Below are 3,187 nucleotides of genomic sequence, written 5' to 3'. Positions count from 1 at the left end.
CGCAGGGCGATGCCGAAGGGCCACAAAACCTTCATCATCTGCACAGCACCGCATCAAGTGGGTCTACCTACATCAACCTCACTCTGCGCTCGTGGCGCACATAAGGACCGAGCAAAGGACGGGCTTGGTAGCTGCACCTGCCGGACCAAGAGTGGTGCCTGTCCGCTTGGTCGGCGGCCGTCACCCGCCCTCCAGGGCTGCACGGGCAGTGACCGAAACGGCATTGCCAGGTTCATTCCCCGGGGGTTCTTATCGCGACATGCTTGCCACTTCAGGCTAGACTCGGGAGGGCAGTTCCCCGGTAAGCCAATCAGCTGATTCCAGGGAACGTTGAGCTAAAAGTTACTCCTTTCGGGGCAAACCCCTCGACAAATGGCAGGTACGCTGCTACTTGGAGATACGTCATGAACTATGAAAACGCAGGACTTCCGGGGTCTGTAACCAACACGATGCCCAACGAGGAGCCATTTGTGCCCAAAGGTGGCGTCATCCTTCCCGGTAGCGACGTCGCCGAACACCAAGAATACCCTCAGCAGAAAATTCGACTGTGCAACGGCGACCAGCAAGTCGGCTGGCTGAACCTAGACAAGGGGGGATGGGCCTACCTGGAGAAGGACGAAGCGAAGGCCCAAGAATGGCAAAAGTATGTTTATATCCCTAAGCGTGGCGAGATGTACAACTACTTGAGAATCCATATTGGGTCTTACTGGTGGTACCTGAGTCCCGCTACTTCGAAGGAGGTCAGCACCACTTTCCGCCTGGGCGGCTACGCTTGGGGATTTGCTTGGGACTGGGTGCACAATGACAACCAATGGTGGTCCTGCAGACTCAACAAGGCATACCCCTGCTACGCCAGCAGCTCGGAGGACCCTAAGGAGCTTCACTGCATCGACAGTAAAGACTACGACGTCAAGCTCCGCATGATGGTGGTCGATAGCTGAAGACGGCCACTCCTGGCTTGCCCCGGTCCACGGGCAACGGACCTGCAAATTCGCCCCCTTCGCCCACACATGAGCCGCATCCAGCACAGTACGGGACAGGTCAACCAGCCCCTGCCCGTCCAGCAGTTCGAGCACCTTCTGGTGGAGCCAGCCCCAGACACCAGCCGACACGCATATCCACCGTCGCTGTTGTACCACCCTCGTGACAGCCTTGGCGCAGAACATCCCCAGCCGTGGCCCGCTCAAGGCTGCAGTCACACGTGCCGGGGGCTCGGTGCTGAGGGACGACCGCGCAGTCGTCCCTTCGATCCCAGGCACCAGATCCACTACCACCCTGTCAAGTGGGCCAAGCCGAGCCCTTCCCCGCGCCGTCGGCCTCCTCACCCCTTCACATGGTCACGGCGCCTGAGGGTGAGTCCGCCCCTACGGGGCCTCTGCTACCCGCTGCTGGGGGGGTTCGTAACGGATGGTGCGGCGGTAGCCGGTCAGCCACGGCCTGGTGCACACGTTCCCACTGGTGGCCGGCCGTGGGCTTTGCCGCTGGGGGACCGGATCTTGCTGGTGGCCGCGTACCGGCGGACGAACCTGACAATGCGGTAGCTCGGGCCCCTGTTCAGGATCTCGAAGTCGGCCGCGGACCGGGCCATTGGCCACATCGCCCCGCTGCCGGTCACTCGATGGTCTCGGGGACGATGACTGGCCGGGCGGCGGCGTGCTCCATTCGAGCGTCGATGTCCAGCAGCCGCCTGAACGGTAACGCCGAGCGTGACATCGCCAGCGCCTGGGCCCAGCCGGGCCTCATCGGCTCGGGGGTGACGGTGCGGGCCAGCAACACGCTGGCGTCCACGGACTTGGTTGTCGGCCTCAGCATCGCCGCGGTGAGGCTTCTGGTCGCGACATCGATCATGCCGGTCAGGTCCACTCGGGCGGGAACCCCGTCGTCCAGGCGGACCAGCACGTCCAGCGGTGTGGAGTCCATCTGCATCAGCTCGCCCGGTGCCGTCGCACTTCTTTCGCCGAACGGCCCGTCGGGGCGGTCCGCCAGCGACCGGCGGGTGCAGGCCGATCCGGTGGTGTGCTTGCCCGCCGACAGTTTCTCCAGCAGCCGGCAGAGACTACGCTGGGACGGCAGCTCCACCGAGCCCCGGCCGTGACCCTCGTCCAGGATCTGACCGGTCCTCCAGAACAGGTAGGTCGCCGTCCGGGTGGCATCCTGGACGGCCTCGGCGATCGCCTTCTGCATCGCCTCCACCACCAGCGGGTCCACCCGGCCGTGCGCGCTGACGGGCTTGGCGGACCGGTGGTCGGCCATCCCGACCACTCCGTGGGCCTCATAGCGGCGGCGTCGCTTGGCGATCGCACTTGGCGTCACCGGCCGCCCCGCAGCGGTCAGTTCCGCTGCCTTGGCCTGCTCGCGGCGGGTCAGCGACACCACCGCCGGGTCGTACTCCGGCTTCGGCCTCGTGCCGGCAGGCGCCTGCGGCGGAACCCCGCGCATCACCTCCACGATGTGCTGTTCCCACCACAACGCCTCCGCCACCACTGCCTCCGGCAGCCCCTCCAACGGCGTCGCCGGTGGAACTGGTGTCCGCGACGACGCGCGTACCACCTCAAAATCGTCGGCCGCCGACAACTCGATCAGGCCGATATCGGTGACCGCACCATCCGTGTCCGCCACACGCACGGTCGTGCCGGACACCGCGATCACCGTGTGCAGGACATCGGCCACTCGTACTCGATCACCGATCGACACCCCGAAAGGCCGTCGCGGCCGAAGTCCCGCGTTCACGACGAGCCCCCCGCTGAGCCAGCGGCCCGCACCAGCGTGGTGGGGCCCAGTCGCTCATGCGCGAGGTCGGCCACCAGTTCCTGCCTCCACATCAGATGAAACAGCGCGGGCAACACCGCCAGCCGGTCCCCGACGTACTCGGCTCCCGTCAGCAACGGCGTCGGTGCTGCGAAGGTCTCCTGTATCCGGGCTGCGATCTCAGGTCTGCTGGCGCAGCGCGGATGCCGATAGCGGGCAAGCCACCTCGCAGATTTGCCATCAGCGCAGGGTCCGGGACACCGACGTGCCTGAACTCCCAGCCGACCGCCGAACAGGCCCGCTCGGTGGCTGCGAACGCCTCAGCTGTCCGCTCGTCGACCTGGTCCTCGGCACGGACATCGACCACGCGAGCACGGCCGTCGGCGAGCCGTACGAAGTAGTCCGGGGCGTGGCGCCGCTTCTCTTTCCCGTCGTGCAC

The 3,187-nt window shown here is 65.6% G+C and carries 2 protein-coding genes and 1 pseudogene; 2 read left to right on the top strand and 1 reads right to left on the bottom strand.

The window, feature by feature from the left end:
• The first annotated feature begins 404 nt into the window (after positions 1-404).
• Together V7793_RS35535 and V7793_RS35525 are read left to right on the top strand one after the other, a co-directional pair.
• Positions 405-941, top strand: coding sequence for a hypothetical protein (locus V7793_RS35535; protein WP_336013806.1), 537 nt, complete (start codon positions 405-407; stop codon positions 939-941).
• 516 nt (positions 942-1,457) lie between these two features.
• Positions 1,458-1,607, top strand: a pseudogene (locus V7793_RS35525) (transposase family protein); the annotation flags it as partial.
• Positions 1,608-1,611: 4 nt separating this feature from the next.
• On the opposite strand, the gene V7793_RS35520 reads toward V7793_RS35525, so the two are convergent.
• Complete coding sequence (locus tag V7793_RS35520) at positions 1,612-2,670, bottom strand: hypothetical protein (RefSeq protein ID WP_336013805.1); 1,059 nt, start codon at positions 2,668-2,670, stop codon at positions 1,612-1,614.
• Positions 2,671-3,187 lie beyond the last annotated feature (517 nt).

Source organism: Streptomyces sp. KLMMK, from assembly GCF_036961605.1.
GTDB lineage: Bacteria > Actinomycetota > Actinomycetes > Streptomycetales > Streptomycetaceae > Streptomyces > Streptomyces telluris.
Note: the sequence above shows the minus strand (reverse complement) of the source record. Positions and strands in the feature narration are given on the sequence as shown.